Annotated in this window: 19 protein-coding genes; 9 read left to right on the forward strand and 10 right to left on the reverse strand. The window is 43.1% G+C overall.

Features of this window, described 5'->3' with window-relative positions:
- The first annotated feature begins 109 nt into the window (after positions 1 to 109).
- From NYR25_04535 to NYR25_04545, 3 genes are read left to right on the forward strand one after another with little or no spacing between them, the layout of a single operon-like run.
- A complete protein-coding gene (locus NYR25_04535) occupies positions 110 to 592 on the forward strand; it encodes a QueT transporter family protein (protein ID UWF34668.1) in 483 nt (160 codons plus the stop codon).
- 27 nt (positions 593 to 619) lie between these two features.
- Positions 620 to 841, forward strand: coding sequence for a DUF2829 domain-containing protein (locus NYR25_04540; GenBank protein ID UWF34669.1), 222 nt, complete (start codon positions 620 to 622; stop codon positions 839 to 841).
- Positions 841 to 1,581 (forward strand): 3-oxoacyl-ACP reductase, encoded by a 741-nt coding sequence (locus tag NYR25_04545; protein UWF34670.1) that lies wholly within the window; start codon positions 841 to 843, stop codon positions 1,579 to 1,581. The genes NYR25_04540 and NYR25_04545 overlap by 1 nt, the downstream gene beginning before the upstream one ends.
- A gap of 102 nt (positions 1,582 to 1,683) precedes the next feature.
- On the opposite strand, the gene NYR25_04550 is transcribed toward NYR25_04545, so the two are convergent.
- Positions 1,684 to 2,247, reverse strand: a complete 564-nt coding sequence (locus tag NYR25_04550) for a TIGR00730 family Rossman fold protein (GenBank protein ID UWF34671.1) — start codon at positions 2,245 to 2,247, stop codon at positions 1,684 to 1,686.
- Between the two features lie 102 nt (positions 2,248 to 2,349).
- A complete protein-coding gene (locus NYR25_04555; protein ID UWF34672.1) occupies positions 2,350 to 3,195 on the reverse strand; it encodes an AraC family transcriptional regulator in 846 nt (281 codons plus the stop codon).
- A gap of 116 nt (positions 3,196 to 3,311) precedes the next feature.
- Here NYR25_04555 and NYR25_04560 point away from each other — a divergent pair, with 116 nt between their 5' ends.
- Together NYR25_04560 and ebgA are read left to right on the forward strand one after the other, a co-directional pair.
- The gene (locus NYR25_04560) at positions 3,312 to 4,787 is read left to right on the forward strand and encodes an amino acid permease (protein UWF34673.1); all 1,476 of its coding nucleotides are present in this window, start codon (positions 3,312 to 3,314) and stop codon (positions 4,785 to 4,787) included.
- A 20-nt stretch (positions 4,788 to 4,807) separates the two neighbouring features.
- The gene (gene ebgA / locus NYR25_04565) at positions 4,808 to 7,882 is read left to right on the forward strand and encodes a beta-galactosidase subunit alpha (GenBank protein ID UWF34674.1); all 3,075 of its coding nucleotides are present in this window, start codon (positions 4,808 to 4,810) and stop codon (positions 7,880 to 7,882) included.
- Positions 7,883 to 7,952: 70 nt separating this feature from the next.
- Here ebgA and NYR25_04570 read toward each other — a convergent pair whose 3' ends face one another.
- Together NYR25_04570 and NYR25_04575 are read right to left on the reverse strand one after the other, a co-directional pair.
- Positions 7,953 to 8,492 (reverse strand): hypothetical protein, encoded by a 540-nt coding sequence (locus NYR25_04570; protein ID UWF34675.1) that lies wholly within the window; start codon positions 8,490 to 8,492, stop codon positions 7,953 to 7,955.
- Positions 8,493 to 8,669: 177 nt separating this feature from the next.
- Positions 8,670 to 9,356, reverse strand: coding sequence for a hypothetical protein (locus NYR25_04575; GenBank protein UWF34676.1), 687 nt, complete (start codon positions 9,354 to 9,356; stop codon positions 8,670 to 8,672).
- A 178-nt stretch (positions 9,357 to 9,534) separates the two neighbouring features.
- On the opposite strand from NYR25_04575, the gene lepA reads away from it, so the two are divergent.
- On the forward strand, positions 9,535 to 11,373 hold the full coding sequence (gene lepA / locus NYR25_04580) for a translation elongation factor 4 (GenBank protein UWF34677.1): 1,839 nt from the start codon (positions 9,535 to 9,537) through the stop codon (positions 11,371 to 11,373).
- A gap of 58 nt (positions 11,374 to 11,431) precedes the next feature.
- Here lepA and NYR25_04585 read toward each other — a convergent pair whose 3' ends face one another.
- Positions 11,432 to 12,862 (reverse strand): C69 family dipeptidase, encoded by a 1,431-nt coding sequence (locus NYR25_04585; protein UWF34678.1) that lies wholly within the window; start codon positions 12,860 to 12,862, stop codon positions 11,432 to 11,434.
- Between the two features lie 161 nt (positions 12,863 to 13,023).
- On the opposite strand from NYR25_04585, the gene NYR25_04590 reads away from it, so the two are divergent.
- Entirely contained in the window at positions 13,024 to 13,212 is a 189-nt protein-coding gene (locus NYR25_04590) for a 4-oxalocrotonate tautomerase (GenBank protein ID UWF34679.1), read from the forward strand.
- A gap of 73 nt (positions 13,213 to 13,285) precedes the next feature.
- On the opposite strand, the gene NYR25_04595 is transcribed toward NYR25_04590, so the two are convergent.
- Positions 13,286 to 14,098, reverse strand: coding sequence for a Cof-type HAD-IIB family hydrolase (locus NYR25_04595; GenBank protein UWF34680.1), 813 nt, complete (start codon positions 14,096 to 14,098; stop codon positions 13,286 to 13,288).
- Positions 14,099 to 14,262: 164 nt separating this feature from the next.
- On the opposite strand from NYR25_04595, the gene NYR25_04600 reads away from it, so the two are divergent.
- Entirely contained in the window at positions 14,263 to 15,645 is a 1,383-nt protein-coding gene (locus NYR25_04600) for an RsmF rRNA methyltransferase first C-terminal domain-containing protein (GenBank protein ID UWF34681.1), read from the forward strand.
- 82 nt (positions 15,646 to 15,727) lie between these two features.
- Here the strand turns inward: NYR25_04600 and fni are convergent, their stop codons facing one another.
- From fni to mvk, 4 genes are read right to left on the reverse strand one after another with little or no spacing between them, the layout of a single operon-like run.
- On the reverse strand, positions 15,728 to 16,711 hold the full coding sequence (gene fni, locus NYR25_04605) for a type 2 isopentenyl-diphosphate Delta-isomerase (GenBank protein UWF34682.1): 984 nt from the start codon (positions 16,709 to 16,711) through the stop codon (positions 15,728 to 15,730).
- Positions 16,712 to 16,719: 8 nt separating this feature from the next.
- Entirely contained in the window at positions 16,720 to 17,802 is a 1,083-nt protein-coding gene (locus NYR25_04610) for a phosphomevalonate kinase (GenBank protein ID UWF34683.1), read from the reverse strand.
- A 1-nt stretch (position 17,803) separates the two neighbouring features.
- Positions 17,804 to 18,811, reverse strand: coding sequence for a diphosphomevalonate decarboxylase (gene mvaD, locus NYR25_04615; protein ID UWF34684.1), 1,008 nt, complete (start codon positions 18,809 to 18,811; stop codon positions 17,804 to 17,806).
- A 15-nt stretch (positions 18,812 to 18,826) separates the two neighbouring features.
- Positions 18,827 to 19,747, reverse strand: coding sequence for a mevalonate kinase (gene mvk / locus NYR25_04620; GenBank protein ID UWF34685.1), 921 nt, complete (start codon positions 19,745 to 19,747; stop codon positions 18,827 to 18,829).
- A 118-nt stretch (positions 19,748 to 19,865) separates the two neighbouring features.
- On the opposite strand from mvk, the gene NYR25_04625 reads away from it, so the two are divergent.
- Positions 19,866 to 22,649 carry an exonuclease domain-containing protein gene (locus NYR25_04625; GenBank protein ID UWF34686.1) on the forward strand — a complete coding sequence of 928 codons (2,784 nt, stop codon included), beginning with the start codon at positions 19,866 to 19,868 and terminating at the stop codon, positions 22,647 to 22,649.
- Positions 22,650 to 22,676: the final 27 nt, after the last annotated feature.

Genomic DNA, 22,676 nt, shown 5'->3' on the forward strand with positions numbered 1-22,676 from the left:
TTCCGTAGTGGTTGCTGATCAGTTTACGGGTTCTACGTTTGACTGATGCTGACCTGCCAAGGCGGTTCGCGAAATCCCGCCTCAAATTAAAACTAGGAGTGATTTATTGATGAATAAAATTAATCGCAACATCGCTGCCACCAGTGTAGTTGCGGCACTTTACGTGGCAATCACGTTAATTTTTGCCCCGATTAGCTACGGAGTGGTACAGCTAAGACTGTCAGAAATGTTCAACCACCTAGCCGCATTTAACAAGCGTTATATATTTGCGGTGACCCTTGGTGTGTTCATTGTGAACATTTTCAGCCCGTTGGGAGTGGTAGATATGATTTTTGGTACGGCCGGGACATTAATCGGAACCACGTTAACTTATTTTACGGCGCGTAACGTTAATGCCAAACCGCTTAAATTCTTAATTGCCACGGTTTGTCAGTTGCCAGGGATGTTTTTAGTGGATTTGGAAATGCACTTATATATGAATTTACCACTCTTTCCTACGTACTGGGTTTTAGCATTAGGGGAAATTGCGTCAATGGCAATTGGTGCAGTGGTTGTTTACTTAATTACCAAAAAGATCAATCTGTATGAATAATTTACGAAATTAAAGGGAGCGATTTAAATGACTTTTGAAAAAATTTTACCGATTATGAAACAAGGCGGCAAAGCGATTCGCCAGCAGTGGAATGGCGACGAAGAATTTGTGATTGTGGTAAAAAATCAAACGTTTGCCGGAATTCCCGTAACGCCGTACATGCTAATTAAGACTGCTAGCGAAGGATATTCTAGTTTTGCGCCAACGGTTTGTGACGTGTTGGCGGATGATTGGCAGGTCGTGGATTAATGATGCAACGTACAGAATTTACGGACCATCAGGTAGTGGTTACCGGAAGCAATTCAGGAATTGGATTAGCGCAGGCACAGGCCTTTTTGGAGCAAGGTGCGCGGGTGTTTGGTTTAGACCAAAGTATTGGACAAATGGTGCGGCTTCAAAAGCAATACCCCGAACAATTTAAATTCCAACAGCTCGACCTAACCGACCCGGCTACGGTAATGACCACGATTGCGCCATTAGAGCGGGTCGATATTTTACTGAATACGGCAGGGGTACTAGATGATTACCTGCCAATTGAGGATACGTCGCTAACTTTATGGCAGCGGATCTTCAACAATAACGTCACTAGTATGTTCAACGTTACTAAAACGGTGCTTCCCAAGATGGACAAATCGGGAGTAATTGTTAACATGGCCTCAATTGCTGGAATGGTTGCGGGGGGTGGTGGGATTGCCTACACTGCTTCAAAGCACGCCATTATTGGATTTACAAAGCAACTTGCGATTGATTGCGCTCCTAAGGGAATCCGCGTTAATGGCATCGCTCCGGGATGTATTGATACCCCTATGAATGCAAAAGACTTTGCCGATGGCGGAGAAGTTGCCCAGGCAGTTGCCCAAGAAGTACCGGTAAAGCGTTGGGCTAAGCCAGAAGAAGTTGCTAGCGTGACCGTATTTTTAGCGAGTCAAGCAGCCAGCTATTTACAAGGAGTTATTATCCCGGTTGACGGTGGCTGGATAGCAAAGTGACGCTTCGCTCTTGGAATTTATTTGTTTAAATAACGTAAAATAGAAAACAACCTGATTATTGGAGCTCACGATAAGCTCACAGATAATCAGGTTGTTTTTTGTTTAGGCGCTAATTTCATTGCTGCCTGGACTATCTAAGACTGCAGTTAATAACTCTTGGTAGTCGTCAGCGACAACCAGTTGTTTTTGGTATAACGAATCCATAAATGCCGCATCCACAAAGTTATCTAGTAAACTAAGTAAATGGTCATAGTAACCGTTAATGTTTAAAATACCCACTTTTTTAAGTGGAACCAGTCCAATTGCCATATCGGATAGTAGTTGACTAACTTCTTCTAAAGTACCTAATCCGCCAGGTAAAACTAGGTAAGCATCCCCCTTAGTGATTAACAATTTTTTGCGTTTTGCCATGGTCTTAGTGGTAATAAAGGAAGTGGTGTTTTTGCGCGGCAGTTCATCTTCAAAAAGTCCTTCTGGGTAAATTCCGGTCACCTTACCACCATGATCAAGAACTCCTTGGCTAATTGCACCCATGGTCCCCGAAGTTGATCCTCCATAGACAAGTTCCACATCACGTTGAGCTAGTTCAGTGCCAATCTTATACGCAACTTCTTTAAAGTTGGGGCGGTTTCCTGGTCGAGAACCACAAAATACCGTTATTTTCACAAAATTTCCCTCCTCGTTTTCGAAGTGTCTAGTATAAGACATTCTCAAAGAGGGTGTCAATGCTTGCTAGGGGATTAAGTTTAACTTACTTTGCTGAAGTTGCTAATTGGTACGGGTACGAATAAAACGGTTACGATATTTTAGTGGGGTACAATTGATTTCTTTGGCAAAGACGTTGGTGAAATATGCTGAAGATGAGAAACCGCACTCCTGGCTAATTTGAGTAATATTTAGTGAACTTTTTCGTAAAAGAGAACAAGCTTTTTGCAACTTCAATTGTTGAATATACTGGCTTGGCTTTTTACCAAGATAACGTTGGAAAAGCTTGTATAAGTATGAGCGATCGACGTTATTGTGGGCGGCAATTTGGCTAATGGTAATTCCCGTAGAAAAGTTTTCATCAACGTAAAGCAAAATTTTATCAAAGATTTGTTTTCCCTGGTTGACCGGATTATTTGCGTGATTTTCTTGTTCTAAGTATTCCAATAGTGAATAAACCGCACTTAAGGATTGAAAATTTTGTTTTTCCCGGAATGCTTGGTATACGTGGTTAAATAGTAATTCTTTGGTTTTATCAACTGAAGCGTTAATTACAAAATGAGGGGCAGTTAAACCGATTTGGGTTAAATATTTAGCAGTTAACTCTCCGGAAATTCCAACCCAGACGTATGTCCAGGGATCTGCCTTATCAGGATAGTAAATATTGGGACAGTTAGCGGGCAATAAAAACGTATCGCCGGCCGAAAGGCGTTGCAAATCAGAATTTCCTGCTGAAAAATAACCCGCCCCTTCCACAACGTAGTGAAGAACCCAATAGTCGATCGGAATGTATTCAAAGGGTTTTGTGGGCTGACACTTTTCGTAACCGACTTCGTAAATGTGGAATTCTGCGCTAAGAGGATTATTATCAACAAGTATGCTGACGTCTTCTGTAAATTGGTTATTCATTTGGGTTAACTCCTTATTAATTAAAGTCAACAAATTTACAATAATTGGGCAACAAATATTATGTCCACAAATATGTAAGCGCTTTATAATTCAATTATAGCAATTGCTTAATTTAGATGAAAGAAGGCTTTATAATCATGAAAAATTCAAGAGAGCGGTTAGGGCCAGTTGCCTTAATGTTAATGACCTTTTCAGCTGTTTTTGCTTTTCCGAGTATTGTCAACAATAGCATTCAAATCGGATTAGCAACCATTCCAGGTTACATATTTGGCTCGGTATTCTATTTTTTCCCGTTTATTTTAATGATTGCCGAATTTGCTTCAGCCAACGCAGAAAATGAATCTGGAATTCATAGCTGGTTAGCTTCGGTTCTTGGAGAACGCTGGGCTTTTCTAGGTGCGTGGTCATATTTCTTTGTTAACTTATTCTTCTTTTGTTCATTATTACCCAACACTTTAATTTATGCTTCGTACTCTTTTGTGGGTAAAAATGTTTTCGAAGGTAGTCATGGCACGAAGGTAATTGCAATTATTTCAGTAATTTTGTTTTGGGTTATGACTTGGGTTTGTATTAAGGGAGTTTCATGGATTTCAAAAGTAACCAATTTTGCGGGGAGCGCCCGACTTTTTATGGGCGTGGCGTTTGTTGTTTTAGCTTTCATCGTTGTTTTTGGGTTTGGTAAAGCTCCGGCACAAGATTTTACGATAAAATCGATAACTCCTAAGTTTAACTGGACGTTCTTCATGACGATGGCTTGGATCCTACAAGCCGTGGGTGGTGGAGAAAGCATCGGAGTTTACATTAAGGATGTGAAGGGTGGCAATAAGACTTTCGTAAAAACAATGATTGGTGCCACCGTAATTGTGGGAATTATGTACATTTTAGGCGCAGTTGCAGTTGGTTTAGTAGTTCCTACCGAAGTTTTAAAGGGTAACTTTTCAAACGGAATTTTTGACATTTTCAAAATTCTCGGTAACTACTTTAACATTCCGGGAGGGGTAATGGTTCGTCTAGTAGGCGTAATTTTATGTCTGGGAAGCTTAGGTTCGCTAGCCCTCTGGACGGCTGCCCCGGTGAAGGTGTTCTTTTCTGAAATTCCAGAAGGCGTTTTTGGGAAATGGTTAGTGCGAACTAATGAAGAAGGAAACCCCACCAATGCCTTAATTGTTCAGGGAATTATCGTTACCACCTTGTTAATTGTACCGGCGTTAGGGATTGGCAGCATGGATAGCTTTTTAGAAACCCTCATCAACATGACCGCTTCGACGTCGTTGCTACCAGTACTATTCTTGCTTATCGCCTATATCCAACTACGCTGGAAGAAGGACGATATGCCGCGAAGCTTCAAACTGGGGCACCGTTCCTTTGGTATTACGGTAGGTATTTTTCTATTAGCGACCTTCATTTTTGTATTCTTCATGTCTACCGTACCCGATCCGCACTTAATCATGCAAGAAATCCACGGGACATTACCAAAGGGGACTGCTAGCCCAATTGGGATGCTGATTTATAACGTAGTGGGCTTAATTGTTTTCATGGGCTTTGCGTGGATCTGTTGGTATCGTTACGAACGCAAACAACGACTTAATTAGTTATAAGAAAGGTGACAAAAATGAAACAATGGGAAAATTATCAAGTAGATGGAATCAACCGAATGGCACCCCGAACACATTTTAATAGTTATCCAACCCGCAAAAAGGCGTTAATTGGTGAGAATCGTTATACCCAGGCCTTTAAAAATTTAAACGGTGTGTGGAAGTTTATGTTCTTGCCCGCACCGGAATATAGCCCGGAGAACTTTTTTGCAAACGATTTTGACACCAGTGCGATGGATGAAATCACGGTCCCTGGAAATTGGCAACGGCAAGGATACGGGAAAATGCACTATTCGGATTTGTGGTATAACTTTCCAATTGACCCGCCGTACGTCCCCACAGAAAATCCTACCGGGATTTATAAACGCACTTTTGAAGTGGGTCCTGAATTCGAGGACCAAATGATCATTCTCCGATTTTGTGGGGTGGATTCAGCGTACAAAGTTTGGGTTAACGGGCAAATGGTCGGCTATAGTAAAGGCGCCCGCAACGAAGCCGAGTTTGATATTACTAGCTTAGTCCGGTTACACGAGACTAACGATTTGACTGTGCAAGTTTACCAATGGTCAGACGGAACTTATTTAGAAGATCAAGATATGTGGTGGCTAAGTGGTATTTATCGGGATGTGGAGCTCCTAGGCGTTCCCCAACAGGGGCTCCAAGATGTACAAATTACCGCAAACTTAGTTCACGATTACCAAGATGGTGATTTACAGATTGCCGCTACTTTGCGAAAGGCAACTGGACAAACCGTAGAAATGGAGCTACTAGATGATCACCAAGAAGTCCTTTACACAACAACCAGCCATTCTCAAGGGACTCAGGTAATGTTTGCTACACAGATTCCAAACGTTGCTCCGTGGAGTGCAGAGAATCCTCATTTATACACCGTATTAATTACGGTCAAGCAGGCGGGAAAGGTAGTTGAAGTGATTCCTCAGAAAGTTGGGTTCCGTTCAATTGAGGTCAAGGGCGATACCTTCTTAGTTAACGGAGTTGCAATTAAACTTAAGGGAATTAACCGGCACGATTATAATCCGCGTAACGGTCGGGTAGTCAGTGAAGAAGAAATTGCAAAAGACATTATTTTAATGAAGCAATTCAACATTAATGCCATTCGAACTAGTCATTATCCGGATGCTTATTATTTCTACGATCTTTGCGACCGCTACGGCATGTACGTCATCGATGAAACCGATTTGGAATGCCATGGTTTTGAATTGACCGAAAAATACGATTGGATTAGCGACGACCCTCGCTGGGAGACGGCATTTGTCAGCCGGTTGACCCGCATGATAGCCCGCGACCGTAACCACCCGTCAATTATTTTTTGGTCGTTAGGAAACGAATCTTCTTTTGGCTGCAATTTCCGAAAAATGGCTGAGGTGGCTAAAAAAATGGATCCGACCCGGCTTGTTCATTACGAAGGGGACTTTGATGCGGAAGTAGTTGACGTTTATTCTACGATGTACACCTGGTTAGAACATCCGACCCGGAAGTTACTCATGAAAGACGTAATTAAAAACGCTAAAAAACCCCATATTCTTTGTGAATATGGCCATGCCATGGGTAATGGTCCAGGAAATTTAAAGGAATACCAAGATTTGTTCTATGCCCATGATAAACTTCAGGGGGGCTTCATCTGGGAATGGTTCGATCACGGAATTGAATCCCATACGGAAGATGGCCGAAAATACTACCGTTACGGTGGTGATTTTGGTGACGACCCGACTAATGGTGATTTCTGTATTGACGGGATGCTAATGCCGGATCGAACACCTTCTCCGGGGCTTTATGAGTATAAGAAGGTGATCGAACCGATAACTACCAAAGCAGTTGACCTCCAAAAAGGGCGGCTAAAGTTAATTAACCGTTATGATTTTACTAATTTGAGAATTTTTGATTTGGTCTACCAGGTAATGGCCGATGACCGAATCTTGACTAGCGGACGAATGGCCCTTCCAGATATTCCTGCCCGTCAGGAACGGGAAATTCAATTACTAGATAAACTACCTGCTGCTACGGAGCCAGGCGCAACTTATTATCTAAACATTTCATACCAACTTAAGCAAGCAGCATCTTTTGCCCCAGCCGGGTTTGAACTCGCTACGGCACAATTTATTTTGCCAATTCAAACTAACCGAATTTTACTAGCCCCTCGGGGAAGTTTAACAGTGGTTGAAGGGCACACTACTTTGGAAATCAGTGGGGCTGATTTTATGGTTACGTTTGATACCGTACGTGGTCAATTGGTCGATTACCGAAAAGACGGACAATCACTATTAAAACGGGGACCACAATTCACTTTTTGGCGGGCGCCGACGAGCAACGATATGGAAATTGTGGCTGAAATGAAGCAACGCCAGTTTTTGCATTTAGAACATGAAGTGGTGCGTGATTTTAGTTGGCAAACCAGCGAGCAAGCGGTAGTAGTCCGGGTGAAAACGATGCATGGAACTACCAATAGTGCTTGGCATTTTGATTGCCAGTACGAATATCGTATTTTGGCAAGTGGAGACATTCTATTTAGACTAAAAGGGGTGCCCGGCGGCAAGCTTGACATGGCACCAGACATGCTTCCTCGTTTAGGAGTCGATTTAAAGTTGAGCCAAGATTTAGCCCAAGTTCGATATTTTGGACGCGGGCCCCGGGAAAATTATGTTGATTCCCGGGAAGCTGGATTGCTTGGTGTTTACACAACTGACGTGGACGGACTATTTACTAATTACGTAGTCCCGCAAGCTAACGGGAACCATTTGGATACTAAGTGGGCATCTTTAACGGACGACCGCGGACAAGGGATGTTGTTTAGTAATTCAGCCGGGATTAACTTTAGTGCCTCATATTACGAGCAGACTGATCTTGATGAAGCTAAGCACACTACCGATTTAAAAAAGCGGGACTACGTAGTTTTAAACTTGGATTATCAACAAAACGCCCTTGGTAGTTTTTCTTGCGGCCAGTGGCAACTAGAAAAATATCGTACAAAAGTCGCAGAATTTGAATTAGCATTTCGAATGACTGGATTTAACCAGAAAGAAATTCAAGATACCATCCTTGCTCGAGAAGAGCTAGTTGATGAATCTGATTAGCAATGAAAGCTTAGAAAGGCTAGTAAGATAATAAAATGGGGGCAAGCAGATTAGTCTGCTTGCTCCCATTTTATTTGATTTCAAAGTGAGATTCATACTTAAAACTGTGTTGGAGTACGTGTGCCACAGCATGCGATAATTCTCGGGAAAAGTTATCAAGTTTCAATTTTGACCGGTAAAAAGCCTCAGGATTACTGATGTCGTCATCTAAGAACATACTTAAACTATGCTTGAATTTTTGGATTTGTTCTCGGAGATGTTGCGAAGCGGCATAAAGCTCATCCACGTCGTCAGCAGTTACGTTGGAATCATTAATCACAATCAAAACTTTAAAGAAAGCTGAATGAGCTAATTCATATTCGTCAATTATGTTTTGAGCAGTGGTAACTGCTTGTGCTTTGGATTCTTTAATCATTGCCAATGGTAATTCAGTCAATTTAATTTGGTCCAATACGAAGTTTAATTTTTCTAATTCTTGAATTGCGGATTTACGATGTTGCTCCTTATTAAATAAGTCGTCCCTTTTAAACTGTTCTCTAGCCACAATTAAAGTTAAAATAGAGCCCGCAATTCCACCAATCATTGTAGAAAAAAAGGTTTGCCAGTCCACGAGAAATTCCACCTTTATTTATCTGAAAAGTGCGTCTTTTAACACGTTAAAGTATATTATCACTTTTATAATATCAGAGATGTTTACTAGAGAAAACCCAATAAAGTCGGCAACCTTATTAAGCATAATAAAACGACTAGCTAAGTTACTTAACTTACGCTAGTCGTTTTGATTAGTTTACCGGCGCCGTTTTCCGTGACGACCGACTGGTTTTACAAAGAAATTCAAGTTAGGTCGGAAACGTCGTTTTCCTTGATGCCCGCCCTGAGATGTGACGGTCCGTGGGTGTTTTTTACGCCAAAATAGGTAACCGCCCACCACGATGATTAATAGGACTAGCACCGTCCAAAAGCCACCGTGGTGGTTGTTATATTCAATCCCTGAACTGTGAGAAGTGTCCGATTCAACCGTAGTAATGATTTTACTTTTCTTCGCTTTATGTGCTTTAGACGAAGAGTGTTTAGCAGATTTCGATTTTTCGGACGATTTCTTAGTAGATTCATCAGTAGATTCGTCATCTGGGGTCGCGGAGGACGCACCCTGATTTTGGTTGCCAAAATTGTATTCACGGGATTGCCAACGCCAACTCCCATTATTATTGTTAGTCTGGGAATGCCGCTCCGCAGGGCGCGAACTCGATTTAGCAGACGAAGATGGCGCTGACGATGCTTGCCGACTGCTTTCGTGATTTTGCGCAGGTGCTGAGCTGCTTGGTTGGGATTGGTGCGGTTGTGAGTGCTGTTGGTTATTTTGGTTATTGTTGTGGTTATTATTTTGGGTCGCGTTGCTTGAAGCAGCGGGGCTACTAGTAGTTTCCTTACTGCTTGATTGCGTTTGCGTTACCTTTTGTTCATTTTCAGCCATAGAATCTACAAGCCTTTCATTGAGATTATTGACATACTGCCTTAAAATTACTTATTTAATTTTAGCATATTTCTGTAAATGCGAAACCTTCGGGAATTAGTTAGCTGGAGCATTTAAATTTTCCCGGGAGGTCTGCTATAATTTAGCTTAGTGATTACTTATGAAAAGGAAACTATCTATGAACGAATATAAAGATCTAAAAGACCGGCAAGCGCACATCCGGAATTTTTCAATTGTTGCGCACATTGACCACGGTAAATCGACCTTAGCTGACCGGATTTTGGAATTGACCGATACGGTTGCTAAACGAGATATGCAAAATCAACTGCTAGATACCATGGATTTAGAGCGGGAACGGGGGATTACCATTAAGCTTAACGCGGTTGAACTGCATTACACCGCTAAAGATGGTGAAAAGTACATCTTCCACTTGATTGACACCCCGGGACACGTAGACTTTTCTTACGAAGTCTCCCGGAGTCTGGCGGCTTGTGAAGGCGCAGTCCTAGTAGTTGACGCCGCCCAGGGCGTGGAAGCACAGACGCTAGCCAACGTTTATCTGGCAATTGACGACGATTTAGAAATTGTTCCGGTGATTAACAAAATTGACTTACCAGCTGCTGATCCCAAGCGGGTGCAAGACGAAATTGAAAACGTAATTGGATTAGATGCTAGTGATGCGGTGATGGCGAGTGCCAAGCAAGGAATTGGAATTGAAGAATTACTCGAACAAATTGTTGAAAAAGTGCCAGCGCCAAATGGAGATTTGAATGCGCCACTTCAAGCGCTAATTTTTGACTCCAAATATGATGATTACCGCGGGGTGGTTTTAAGCGTTCGCCTTTTTGAAGGAATGGTTAAACCCGGCGATACAATCAAGTTAATGAACAGTGGGGCAACCTACGAAGTTAACGAAGTCGGGGTTAATTCACCTAACCCGCTTAAACGCGAGTATTTAATGGCTGGGGACGTTGGTTACATTACCGCTAGCATTAAGGATATTAAGGACACTCGGGTTGGTGATACGGTTACGTTATTGAATAACCCGGCTGCAAAACCATTAGAAGGATATCGGGAAATGAATCCGATGGTTTATTCGGGGCTATATCCTACTGATAATGCCAAGTATAACGATCTCCGGGAAGCGTTAGAAAAGCTCCAGCTTAACGACGCTGCCTTAGAATTTGAACCAGAATCTTCTCAAGCATTAGGCTTTGGATTCCGGTGTGGTTTCTTAGGTTTGTTGCACATGGATGTGGTTCAAGAACGACTTGAACGGGAATTTAACCTCGATCTAATTACAACGGCACCGTCAGTTACCTACCGGGTAGAATTAACCGACGGCAGTGAAATCTCAGTTGAAAATCCTTCGGAAATGCCCGATGCATCGAACATCAAGAATATTAAGGAACCATACGTTAACGCGGATATTATGGTGCCTAACGATTACGTGGGGGCCGTGATGGAACTAGCGCAATACCGGCGGGGAATCTTTAAGACGATGGACTACATTGACGAAAATCGGGTGGACGTTAAGTATGAACTGCCGTTGTCTGAAATCATCTTTGATTTCTTTGACAAATTAAAGTCAAGCACCCATGGTTACGCGTCACTAGATTATGAACTTGGGGAATACAAGATCAGCAATTTGGTTAAAATCGACATTTTACTTAATGGTGACCGAGTCGACGCCTTGAGTTTCATTGCTCACCGAGATTTCGCCCAACAACGGGGAAATGAAATTACGGCTAGCCTTAAGGAAATCATTCCACGACGAAACTTTGAAATTCCGGTTCAGGCAGCGATTGGAAATAAAATCATTGCTCGAACTAATATCCGTGCTTATCGCAAGGACGTTACGGCCCGCATTCATACCGGGGACCCGGATCGGCGTGCTAAGCTTTTAGAGAAACAAAAACGGGGTAAAAAGCGGATGAAATCCGTCGGGAAGGTTGAAGTGCCTCAAGAAGCCTTCATGACCGTTTTGAAGACCGATACGGAAAGTAAGGGGAAATAAACCTAATTAAAGCCAAACAAAAACAGCGAAAGCTAGCAGACTAGTTTTCGCTGTTTTTTTATAGTTCGGGATTGTGTGCGAAGTAAAGCGGTGATAAGTCAGTTGACTTGGTAATTAACTCCGCGCTCAACGTTTGGTAAGCTTTAATTGCAATATCGCTAATCTCCGCACCAGCTTGGTTAAGCAATGGCACTAATTCCTGACGCTTAATCTGGGTAGCCTGAGCTTCATACTCATGTAGCTTATTTTTCATAGCCACGTTAACTTTGCTTCGAGTGTCGTTAAGTTCTTTAATAAACTGTTGGTAATGCGCATCAGTAAGCACGCATGCCAATTTGAAGACCCAGTACGCGGAATCTGCAGAGTAAGTTTTTTCGCCGTGGTGATACATCTCCGGAGTGCTGCTCATCCCAGCAAAGAATGGTACATAGACGCTTTGCGCAGCTACGCCCATGGCCAGCCAGTGAATTCCACCAATTTCAATCGGAAGGTCTGGCTTAATTTGTAAAATGTGTGATTCTTGGGTTGCCGGCAGACTAATTGGCCGGAATTGATGCTTTTCAGTTTCCGTACCCGTGCCGACCGGATTATATGGGGTCCCTTCATAATGAGAACTTAAGATTTGTTGGACGTCCTCAACTTGAATTAAGCGACTAGCCCGGCGTATAAACGGAAGGTCATGGCTAGTAGGACTTTGTTTAATTTCCGGATTTAAAATTCGTTGTCCTTCCCAAACCCGTGGGGTGTTGTAATACTCATCTGATAAATCGTTCACCCCGAAGATTTCACGGAAGTTGAAACTTGCTGGGTTGGGGTTAAGGTGGTGTTGGGCAACGAACTCGCGAATGTCGGCCTTAAACATGAAGTGATCCGGGTCATCAAAATCAATTTCTTGAATCGACAACTGGTTGGCCACTACTGCGTAGCAATCGTCAGGAATACGTTGCGCAACCCACTGGTGACCGCCAGCGGTTTCCATGTACCAAACCTCATCCGCGTCGGCGAATAAAATTCCATTGGTCTCGTTAGTGCCGTTTTCTTCAATAAGTTTAGCTAGGTATTGAACCCCTTCACGGGCGCTGTGCACGTAAGGAAGGGTGACCGTTACCATAGCTTCTTCTCCTAGTCCATCTTTGACAAGCGGATCAAAACCTAAGACGCGTTCGTTAGTGTAGGCACTTTCGGTAGCACTCATCGCCACGCCGTATTCGTTGATTCCATCTTCTTCAAAGAGTCCAAATTCGGCAGTCCATTCTGGAGTGGCGGTATATTTACCTCGTTCTTCCGGTAGTTTTGTAGTAAAGCCATTGTCGTTTGATTTAAACGTGCGTTCATCCGCGGTGGAAACGTGGTGGGGATGTACCACAAAATGCTTTGGCCAAGCTGATTTAGCGTCTTCGTTACGCGCAATCATCGTTGAACCGTCGGCAGTTGCCAATTTACCCGCTAAGAAACTTGTACAAGCTGAATATTTTTGAGTAATTGTCAAAACCTTCTTTCGTTATTTCCTTTAGTGTATCACAAGAAGTTGGCGGCGATGAGGCGGTTGCTTTAAAAAAATAGGCTGACTAAACTAGAAAAAATGCTTTGTTTTTTAAAGTGATTCATGAGATTATAGTTGTGGCAATTTAATTAAAGGAGGGATTCAAAATGCCGTTAATTCACATTGATTTAATCGAAGGACGTAGTGAAGATCAACTACGCGGATTGGTAAAGGACGTTACCGCGGCGGTAGTTAAGAATACTGGCGCACCCGCCGAACACGTACACGTCGTTTTAAATGAAATGCAAAAGAACCGTTATTCGGTAGCGGGAGTTTTAAAGAGTGACGAAAAATAGTTTAATTAGCAAAAAAGCTTCTTCAAGGAAACTAACCGGCGAATCCGGAGTTTCTCACGAAGAAGCTTTTTGTTTAATTAGCTAAATCAAGGTAGTCGGTCAAGTACTTGGCAACGCCGTCGTGTTCGTTGTCGAATTCAGTGATATCGTTAGCAATTGACTTGATTTGAGGGGTCGCGTTGCGCATCGCCACTCCCCGACCTACGTAATCCAGCATCTCAGCATCATTATGCTCATCACCAAAGGCAATGATATTTTGCCGGTCAATGTGGTAGTACCTTGCTAAATAATCAACTGCCTTAGCTTTTTGAATTCCTTTGGAAACAATCTCTAGAACGCTGTGTGGACCGCCCCAGACGCCCACGTTAATGTAATCGCGATAGTGATACAGTAACTGATTTTTAACAAACTGAGCGCTGTTAGGTTCGACTAGGATGGTAATGGAAGTCGGGTTGCCCCGCAGGCTTTCTTCGGTTAAAACTTGGTCGTCTGAAATCTCATGCGGAAAGAAATCGAAAGTGGAAGGGGCAGCGTGGTCAGCAAAGAAGGAATGTTTGTTTTCAACTGCCAGCAATTTAATGCCGTATTCTTCTTTGTGGCGCATTAAATCGTAAACTACGGCCTTGTTAATGGTCATTGAATATTCGCCATCCCATTTTTGGTGGGGAATGTGTGTTAATGCGCCGTTAAAATTAGCCATAGGTGTAGTTAGTTGCAACTGATCGTAGATGTCGCGAGCCATCCGGTATGGTCGCCCCGTGACGATTGAAACCAGGTGCCCTGCCTGAGTAGCTTTTTTTAGGGTTTTAATGGTTACGGGTGAAAGTTGACTACGATTGTTTAGCGTAGTTCCGTCTAAATCCAGAGTGATTAATTTTTGTTGCATTTGATCGCTCCTTTTTAAAAGTATTATTAGCCTATTTTAAGCCAAGTGTTTATAAAATGAAAGCCACCTTACTAAATCTTGCCGTCCGGTGGTCGACTTTCCTAAAATTAGTTATAATATACTGCGAGTTTATTTTGTAAATTAAATTGAGAAGAGAGTGGAATATGCGACTTCCTGACGGTTTCAAAGAAAAATATCAAAAATTACTGGGTAAAGAGGCCCAACCTTTTTTGGCAAGTTTTGACCAAGCTGTTGAAAAAGGGTTTCGGGTTAATCCGTTGAAGGGCTCGGTAAAATTACATGAGCATTCAATCGACCAGCCAATTTCATATTCTGACTGGGGATATTATGGTAAGGTCAACGGTAAAACGATTGACCACCAAAGCGGGTTAGTTTACAGCCAAGAACCTAGTGCAATGCTGGTTGGCGAAATTGCCCACCCGCAACCAGGCCAAAAAGTTTTGGACCTTTGTGCGGCCCCTGGCGGTAAAACCACTTATTTAGCTAGTTTCATGGCTCAGGAAGGACTTTTGGTTACTAATGAAATTAATCGGGGACGGGCTAAGGTTCTAGCTGAAAACGTGGAACGTTTCGGAATTCAAAATGCCGTAATTTTAAACGAATCACCGGATCGGCTGGTAAAAAAATTTAGCGGATATTTTGATTTAATCGTAGTAGATGCGCCGTGTTCTGGAGAAGGCATGTTTCGAAAGGACCCTGAAGCGGTCGAATACTGGTCTTTGGAATATCCAGAAGAATGTGCGCGGCGCCAACGCGAAATTCTTAAGAGTGCCATGCAGTTGCTTGCTCCCAATGGGCAGTTGGTTTATTCAACGTGTACGTTTGCTCCGGAAGAAGACGAACAAATCATTGCTTGGCTATTGGAAAATTATCCAGGCTTGAAGATGGAACCCGTTGCGCGAACGGAAAATATGGACGCCGGTCGTCCTGAGTGGGCCAACGGAAATCCTGAATTAGCTAAGGCAATTCGGTTGTTTCCCCATCATTTTAAGGGGGAAGGGCATTTTATTGCTAAGTTGAGCAATCACATGGAAACTGCGGCGGTTCACCCCAAAAACAAGCGCAAAAAGAAGGGGCGGGTAAGTGATAATTCGTTAGATCGGGAACAGCAACGATTATGGCAAGAGTTTGCAAATCAGTTCCTCGTAAATCCGCAATCTTTTGCAAAGGATCACTTGATTGTGCACAATCAACGTCTATATTATCAAACCGTTCCCGTTGATTTAGCCGGCCTACGGGTTGTTAAACCGGGGCTTGAACTGGGTGAATTCAAGAAGAAACGTTTTGAACCTAGTTTAGGACTGCTGATGGCCTTACAAAAAACCGATATTAAACAGGTAGTGGAAATCACGCCAGAGCAGTGGCAGAAATACGTGCATGGCGAAGAAATTGCTACGGAAGCTGCGGGCAAGGGATGGGTTGCTTTAGCGGTTGACGATACCATTGTCGGACCGGGAAAACTAGTTCAAGGTAAGGTTAAGAACTTTTACCCGAAGGGGCTCCGGATTAATTTTACGGTTAAATAAAATGTGATGGTCTAAAAATATAATAAAAAGCTGGATTATCGGTTGAAGCGTGACGCTTCTTACCATAATCCAGCTTTTTTATTTATCGTAACTGCCGCTCCGACAAGTCGGCTAACTTAGTAACTCCGAGCAATACCATTAGGCAGCGGAGTTGGTACTTCCAACGCTCAATTAGGTCGATGATTTCTTGATCATCATGATGCAGCAGTTGGTGAAGGAAGTAGCCAGCCACGCCCACGTTATCGGCGCCTAACGCAATACTTTTAATTACGTCAGTAGGGGTGCGGATACCCCCAGTTGCGGTGACTGATAAATCTAGGCCGCTCACTTCTTGAAGCGATTCAACGGTGGTAAGCCCAAAATCAGTTAAAAAGGCAAAGTCTTTTTGGGGACGGCGAGCATTTTCAATTTGGACGAAGTTAGTACCGCCTTTACCACCGATATCAATGTATTTGACCCCGATGGCTTGGAGCCGAAGGGCATCTTCTCTAGACATTCCAGCACCCACCGCCTTGACGATTATGGGTACGTCTACAGATGCTTGGATTGCTGCAATTTGATCTAAATAATTAAAGTTACGGTCGCCTTCGGGCATAACCAATTCTTGAGCAACGTTAATATGTAATTGCAAAACGTTTGCCCCGATCATCGTGATTGCTTTTTTTGCCGCCACCACACTAGCATCTGCTCCTAAGTTAGCTAAAATTAGCCCGTGAGGATTTTCTTCCCGGACGACTTGAAAGGAATCGGCTAGTTCCGGGTATTTTAAAGCCACCGATTGGGAACCCACTGCCATGGCTAACCCCGTTTCGCGTGCAATGATGGCTAAACGACGGTTAAGTTTTGCAGTCGTTGGGCTGCCACCCGTCATGGCTTGGATAAAGAAGGGGACTTCTACGGGAAGTCCTGCTAACTTAGTTTGGAGACTAACGTCATCAATCCCCATCTCTGGTAAAGCATTCGGGCGCAATTGAATTTCTGTAAAACCCGCGGAAGCTACGGGCTGGTAAAATTTTTCAGCGAGTGAGACGTGTTCATCTTTACGGTGGGATTGAATATTTTTCATAAGTACTCCTAACTCAATTCATCGATATCATGGACATCTAAATCTAACGGTTGAATATCTTCTTTTTGCCATTCGTTAATGATTTTTTCAGTATTATCATTTTCTTCGGTAATTACGATTCCGCAGTCACCACCACCAGCACCCGACGACTTTGCGGCTCCGCCGAATTGTTCGGCAATGTCACATAGGCTAGTTAGAGCGGGGGTTTCGATGGAAACGCCGCTTAACAGGCTCAGTTGTTGTAAGAGAAGCCGGTTGGCAGTAATTTGTTGTTTAATTAGTTGGCTATCGCCATTTTTAAAACCATCGATCATTTTGCGTATGCATTCGGCGCTGTTTGCCAAGAATTCATGATAACTATCAGTTTCTTGGTAACTAGTAGTTGCAACTTGGTCAACTAGATCCGAAGTAGAAGCGGGAGAGCCGGTCCATCCAATCAACAACTTTAAATCGGCTGGCGGGGTTAATAATTCAATTTTTAACTCGGGCCAGGGCGTTCTTAAAATTGTGCCTAAGTCTTTAGTGCGCCGCATGCTATTCAACCATTCACGGTTAAAAGAGCGGTAGGCAATCCATCCACCATAGACGCTTGCGGCAATGTCACCTAGGGAGCCGTTACCTTGAACGTCTAAATGAGCAATTGAAGCCAACTTAAAGAGTAGCTTTTTAGTTAGTGGAATTTGGTAAAATTTGGCCAATGCCTTAATTGTAGCGACGGTGACGGCCGCGGAACTACCTAAACCATATTTTTTACCGTCACTACTATCTAAGTCACTGTTAATGTAGAGATTATAAGTTCTTAGTTGACGGTGCATTAAAACGGCTAATTCTTCAGTAATGGAAATGGCCGCTAAAATATAATGGTACGGATTATCACGATTATCAACTACTAGCTGGCCACCTTTTCGGCGCCACGAGACCACGTTGTCGTGATATTGCTTAGAAATGATGTTTCCAAAAGTTAACTCGCTAGGTTCAATACTAGCAGTAATAAATTGGTTTACCGCTACTAATACTGCACTGTTACCTGGTTCTACGATTGCGTACTCACCAGCAACGTATAATTTTCCCGGAGCTTTTTGTGTTATCAATTTAAAAATCCCTTTCAGTTTTTGTGAATTTAATTCCACTGCCTGGTCGGGCAATGACTAATTGACGTTCGTCAAAGTGATTCCTCAAAAAATCTCGAACTGCTAAAACGTCTTTACTTTGGCATAAAACCTTCACGTTTGGACCCGCATCCATGGTGTAGTAGCATTCGATCCCATAAACTTCTCGAATCTGTTTAACTAATTGAATGACTTTTAAAGTGTCTGGTTGAAAGTAGGTGAATGCGGGAATTGCCGCAAGCGTAGTGGCGTGCATCATCATGGCACTATGTTCAGCTAATTCCCCAATTTTAGTGAAGTCATTTTCCTTGACTGCGTGAAGCATTTCAGGGACCATGCGGTTAGATTCTGCTACCCACGTAGGATAGAAAGGGGAGGTTTCTGCCGTTCGCTTCATCCCGCTAGTACTTTTAATGTTTTTTTGGTGTTTATTTACCACGACGGTAACCATGTTTAGATCAATATCTTTTTCACTAACCACCTGTTCCGCAAAGGAAGATGCGTGGTCAGTACCACGGTGCCAGTGAACTACGCCCCCAAAAATTGACCGTGATGCTGATCCAGAACCCAACCGGGCAATCCGCGAAATGTTGGTTAGGTCATTTGTGTCACCTAAAGCATTGACGGCGGCTCCTGCTAAAGCAGCCATTCCAGACGCAGACGAAGCGAGTCCAGCCGAAGTGGGGACATGATTAAAAGACCGGATTTTTGCAAATCCAGGGTATTTGTACTGTTCTTTTACGGCGTTAATTACGCGTTCAATTCGGTTCATGTGTTTAGTGGGCATTAAGTTGCCATTTAGCCAAAATTCGTTGGCCGAGTATTTTTCAGAAAAGGCCACGATGGTATCCGTATAAAATTCATCTAGCGTTAACGAAACACTATCATTGGCAGGTAACATTAACTTCGAATCAGCCTTTCCCCAATACTTAATTAGCGCAATGTTGGTATGTGCGCGGGCAAATCCACGCTTTTCGTCAGTTGTCTTCAAAACTAAAATCTACTCCTATAATTCTTCAATCCAAGTGGCGGTTGCGCCCGCTTCTTGCAGCTGGGTGCTAACTTTTTGGGCGGTTTTAGCATCGGGAACTAAGGAAATCACGCAGCCTCCTAGGCCGCCCCCGGTTAATTTACTACCTAACGCACCGTGTTGGTTGGCCGTTTGGATTAATTTTTCGACTGCCGGATGACTGACTCCCAATTGGCGTAAGCAAGTTTGTGCCGCGTTCATGATGGTACCTAAGGCAGGGAGGTCGTTATCCTTCAAGGCAACTGCAGTCTGACTAGTTAATTCTCCCAATTTTTCAATTAAAAGTCTACTATCATTATCGATACGTAGCTTGTTTTTTACAATTTCAACCGCTTCGCTGGTTTTGCCTTTGATACCAGAATCACTAATTACCAAGTAACCGTTGAAATTAATTGGGAGAGCTTTAATAGTTCCGTTTCGTTTAAACCAAATGGGGCGATCCGCACTGGCGGTAGCCGAATCAAGACCACTAGGATTTCCGTGAATAATCTTTTCCGAAATATTGACCGTCTTTAATAATTTGTTTTTAGTTAAGGGCCGGTTAAAAAAAGCGTAAAGGGCCCGAACAATTGCCACGGCGGTTGAAGCCGAAGAACCCATTCCCCGTTCAGCCGGTATTTGACTGTCGATATCTAACAATAAACCGTAGTGTGGCTTGCCTAACGTGGTTAGCGTCTGGTTAATTAGTTGTTTAATTCCCAGCAAATTACTGTGAATATCATTTAAGAAGCCATTAAAATAGCGACTCCGTATTTGAATGTCGCCGGGAATGGATTGAATTTTTACGGTAGTTTTCACATTGCGAATGGGAAGGGCAATCGCGGGTTGATTATACACCACACTGTGTTCACCCATTAAAATAATTTTAGCGTTACTGGTTTTAATTACTTCTTTCACGATGCTCCTCCTTTTTGACCTAAAGTAAATGATACTCTAAATCAGAGGAATTTTCGATGTAGAGAAGGTAAACATTTGGTAAAATTAGTAATTAGAGACTAAGGTTGGAGATTTAGTAATGAAAAAAACAAGGTATGCTGTTGTAGATTTAGAAACAACCGGTACGGGACCGGCTGAAGAAAGTCGAATTATTCAAATTGGCTGTGCTTTTATTGAAGGCGACCAAATTACTGAAACTTATCAAACAAAAATTAACCCCCAAATGGCGATTCCCAAGCGAATCACGCGCTTAACCGGAATTACGGACCAACAAGTTCGCCACGCACCCAAATTTGTGGACATTGCGGATAAAATTTACCAAAAGCTCGCGGGAACGGTGTTCGTTGCGCATAACGTCAACTTTGATTTTCCGTTTTTGAATCGGGAGTTGGTGCGCAGTGGGTATCCGGAGCTAACCATAAAGGCGATTGATACCGTCACGCTAAGCCAAGTGCTTTTTTCCCGCACCCGGGGCTACCGATTACGGGACCTGACCAACTATTTGCATATTGAGCATGATGACCCGCATTCTGCTGACAGCGATGCAGTAGCAACTGCACACTTATTTCTCAAAATTAAGGCAGCTCTCGATGAACTACCCATTGTCACCTTGGAACGGTTGGCTAAGTTAGGGGACCAATTACCCCTACAAACGGCGACGATTTTAGACGAAGCTTTACGGAAAAACAAGCGGCATCCGGGCAAGTTGGCGAACGATTTACTGGTTGTCGATGGCCTAGCGCTTAAACGCCCGACTCCCTTAAATACGGGGGAACAAAGCGATGTTAAAAAAGAAAGCTATCCGCAAACTAAACGCAGTAAGATTAAATTGTATAACAAGCAATTAAAATGGCGGAAGAGCCAAGCAACCTTAATGAATTACGTTTACCAACAATTCAGTCAAGAAAACGAAGAAAGAAACGTTGTGGTTGAAGCACCTACGGGGATGGGCAAAACCTTGGGGTATCTATTGCCCCTTAGCTATGTGGGCCGGCAACGGGCGCGTAAAGTGGTAATTAGCGTGCCAACAACCGTTTTACAGAACCAGGTATTCGAGGTTGGTAAAAAACAGCTAAATCCGCTTTTAAAGTATCCTCGGCAATACGCAGTTTTGAAGGGGAGTAATAATTACCTAGACTTGGATTTATTTGCCAAAAAAATTACAAAACCGCAGAACCTAAGTAAGGACGCACGGTTACTGGCAATGAAGATTCTCGTCTGGTTGACCACTACCGAGACCGGGGACTTTGACGAAATCAACTATCACGTTGGTTTTGGTAATAGTATCGACCAATTTCGACATGCAGGAGCTACGGTGTTATCGACGAGTTCACCATTTTATAGCTATGACTTTTATCGCCGGGCCAAAACCAAGCTAAAGTTTGCTGATTTTATTATCACAAATCACGCCTACCTTGCACACCATAGTGCCAAATTTAACGTGCAAGAACGAGCACCATACTTGGTGATTGACGAGGCCCAGCATTTTGCCCAAGAGTTGGCTAATTTAAACCAGCAGTATCTTGATTTAAACGAATTGATGATGGAAGCCCACCGTCTGGTCAGCCGGTTACTAATGAACCATCACGATAACTTAATGCGTTCGGTTATGAAACACCCGTTGGCCGGATTTCATATCCGCCGGTTTGTGAATAGCTTAGAAAAAATTAACCGCCTAATTTCCCAAATTCAAGGTAATTTATATGAAAGCTTTGTTCAACGAAAGAAGGCCGACCTGGTTGAAAACCAGCCTGCTGAAATTGCCATTGACGAAGCTGCTATTCGACGACTAAACCAAAATGAATTCAACTTCCTTACTCAAGAATTGGCCAATACCTTTATTGAATTTGACACGCTGGATCGTTACTTTAAGCAACACGATTTGGGTTCGGTGACTAATGAAGCGTGGCGCCAAATTCGGGCCTTTCAGGGGAACTTAACCAAATTTTACGATGCTATTCGTAATTTGAAGAACGATCCTGAACAAAGCTACTATTGGATTACTTTAGGACCTAACCACGATGCTGGCAGTATTCGAATTGGTCGGGGAGTCGTAAACCCGGGAGAATTTTACCAAAAAGAAATTGTGCCGGCGTTTGCTCAAATATTGTTAATTGGTGGTACACTATTTGTTGGCAATCACCGGGATTACTTCTTAGAAAAGTACGCGTTGAGTAAGGAAAATGCGATCATTCGTTCCTTTAATACCGGGGTTAACTTTGCTAAACAACTTGATTTTGAAGTGTTGGATTCCGACTTTACCCTCGATCCAGACACCTCTCCAAAGGCGTACGAACGCTTTTTAGCAAACGCAATTACGGAACTGACGGAAGATGTTAATCGCCAGACTTTGGTACTTTTTAATTCCTTAGATACCATTGAAAAGGTTTATACTAGAATGATGCAGGAGAACCCAGAACGTTCACGTAAAATTTTAGCTCAAGGGGTGCATGGTTCCCGCGCTAAAATTATTCGGGAATTTAATGACGAAGATAACGCCATCCTTTTGGGAGCGGCATCGTTTTGGGAAGGGATCGATTTTCCTGGGGACCGGCTGGAATACCTAATTGTAACCCGCCTTCCATTTCGTTCGCCCGGTGATAAGCTAGTTCAGTTAGCGGCTAAGCGGGCCCGAAACCCATTCCGCCAGTTTACGTTACCGGATGCACTATTGACGTTTAAACAGGGCCTTGGACGGGTGATTCGGAATAGTGATGATACGGGTGCGGTCGTGATGCTAGATAACCGGATTATGAAACGCCGTTACGGTAAACAATTTATCCATCAGCTCCCTAACGGAGTAGAAGCCCACTACGGCAAAATTAATGAGATTAAAACGAGGGTTGCTGACTTTTTTAAGTGAGCCCGTGGTTTATATTAGTTGAGGAAG

Source organism: Pediococcus acidilactici (assembly GCA_024970065.1).
GTDB lineage: Bacteria > Bacillota > Bacilli > Lactobacillales > Lactobacillaceae > Pediococcus > Pediococcus acidilactici_A.

Excerpts from the sequence above, each read along its gene's own strand:
- NYR25_04535 (UWF34668.1), top strand. The coding sequence starts at position 110 with ATGAATAAAATTAATCGCAACATCGCTGCCACCAGTGTAGTTGCGGCA.
- NYR25_04540 (UWF34669.1), top strand. The coding sequence starts at position 620 with ATGACTTTTGAAAAAATTTTACCGATTATGAAACAAGGCGGCAAAGCG.
- NYR25_04545 (UWF34670.1), top strand. The coding sequence starts at position 841 with ATGATGCAACGTACAGAATTTACGGACCATCAGGTAGTGGTTACCGGA.
- NYR25_04555 (UWF34672.1), bottom strand. The coding sequence starts at position 3,195 with ATGAATAACCAATTTACAGAAGACGTCAGCATACTTGTTGATAATAAT.
- NYR25_04560 (UWF34673.1), top strand. The coding sequence starts at position 3,312 with ATGAAAGAAGGCTTTATAATCATGAAAAATTCAAGAGAGCGGTTAGGG.
- ebgA (UWF34674.1), top strand. The coding sequence starts at position 4,808 with ATGAAACAATGGGAAAATTATCAAGTAGATGGAATCAACCGAATGGCA.
- NYR25_04575 (UWF34676.1), bottom strand. The coding sequence starts at position 9,356 with ATGGCTGAAAATGAACAAAAGGTAACGCAAACGCAATCAAGCAGTAAG.
- lepA (UWF34677.1), top strand. The coding sequence starts at position 9,535 with ATGAACGAATATAAAGATCTAAAAGACCGGCAAGCGCACATCCGGAAT.
- NYR25_04590 (UWF34679.1), top strand. The coding sequence starts at position 13,024 with ATGCCGTTAATTCACATTGATTTAATCGAAGGACGTAGTGAAGATCAA.
- NYR25_04595 (UWF34680.1), bottom strand. The coding sequence starts at position 14,098 with ATGCAACAAAAATTAATCACTCTGGATTTAGACGGAACTACGCTAAAC.
- NYR25_04600 (UWF34681.1), top strand. The coding sequence starts at position 14,263 with ATGCGACTTCCTGACGGTTTCAAAGAAAAATATCAAAAATTACTGGGT.
- fni (UWF34682.1), bottom strand. The coding sequence starts at position 16,711 with ATGAAAAATATTCAATCCCACCGTAAAGATGAACACGTCTCACTCGCT.
- NYR25_04625 (UWF34686.1), top strand. The coding sequence starts at position 19,866 with ATGAAAAAAACAAGGTATGCTGTTGTAGATTTAGAAACAACCGGTACG.